Below are 1,305 nucleotides of genomic sequence, written 5' to 3'. Positions count from 1 at the left end.
ACGCGACGCCGCCCAGCGCCCGCTGCACCCCGACGTCGCACCCCGCGACCGCGTCCGGTGCGGCGGGCAGCAGCGCGGCGACGACCGGGTCGACGTCGGGCCCGCCCGCCGCGAAGGGGGCGCCGAGCCCCAGGTCGGCGTGCGTCCGCAGCCACCACGCGGTGTACGACGACGCGGTCGCCCCGCCCTCGCCGCGCACGCGCTCGACGAGCGCGCGCCGCAGGTCCGGCTCGGCACCCACGCGGGCCAGCACGTCGCTCCACGCCCCGTCGGCGACCGCGTCGAGGTCGGCGACCGCGACCGCCTCCCCCACGTACGTCCCCGACCCCAGGCGCGCCGCGAGGTGGTCGAGGTAGTCGTCCCACGCGTCGAGCGACTGCGCGGCCAGCACGGACGGGTCCGTCGGGTCGTCGCCGAGCGACGCCGCGTCCGCCACGACGTGCCCCACCCGCACGACGACGAGGTCCGCGCGCACGCCCGCCGCGACCAGGACGTCCGCGCCCCACCGCTCGACGTCGGCCACCGACACGGGCGCCAGGACGCGCTCGTCGAGCAGCCGGGCGGCGGCGCCGTCGGGCAGGACCAGCCCGTCGGCGGGCGTCGGCTCCCCGTCGGCGGCCGTGAGCGTCAGCAGGCCCAGCCACGGGCGCGCCTCGGACGGCGGACCGCCCGGGAGCGTCGCCGCGACCACCGCCAGGACCGTCGCCGTGACCTCCGTCGCGACGTCCAGGTCGTCGTCGTCGGCCTGGTCCAGCACCACGGTCCGCACCGCCGGCTGCGTGAGCAGCCCCTCGGCGTCGGCCTCGAAGGCGCCGAGCCGGGCCAGCAGCGGGTGCTGCGACGCCGGGTCGACGATCCGCAGGCCCCACCGGCCGAGCACCGCGAGCACCTCGTCGCCGAGCCGGTCCGCGAGGTCGCCGTCGAGCAGCAGCGTCCCGCGCGCCCCCCGCACGACCCGCCCGTCGGCGAGCGGCACGGGCAGCGCCCCCAGCGCCTCGCGCGAGCGGGAGTCGTCCGCGAGCGCCTCGAGCGCCGCGTACAGGTCCGGCCACCGGCCGTCCGCGACCGCCGGGAGGTCCTCGACGACGTCCGCGAGCGTCCGGACGTCCACCCCGAGCGTCCGGGCCTGCGCCTCGCGCCCCGCGGGCAGCTCGACGAGCCCCGTCACCCGGGTGCCCAGCGCGACGACCGCCTCGCCCCGGCCCGCCTCGCCCTGCAGTGCGACGGCGTCCCGCGGCGCGACCAGCACGCCCACGTCGTCGCCCGACGGGCCCGGCGCGGCGTCGTCCCGCGCACCGGGCGACC

Annotated in this window: 1 pseudogene; it reads right to left on the bottom strand. The window is 80.3% G+C overall.

From position 1 onward, the window contains the following. Window positions 1-1,305 (bottom strand): annotated as a pseudogene (locus CBZ_RS10985) (sacsin N-terminal ATP-binding-like domain-containing protein); the annotation flags it as partial.

It is taken from the genome of Cellulomonas biazotea (assembly GCF_004306155.1).
Taxonomy (GTDB): domain Bacteria; phylum Actinomycetota; class Actinomycetes; order Actinomycetales; family Cellulomonadaceae; genus Cellulomonas; species Cellulomonas biazotea.
This window is presented reverse-complemented; position numbering and strand designations above follow the sequence as displayed.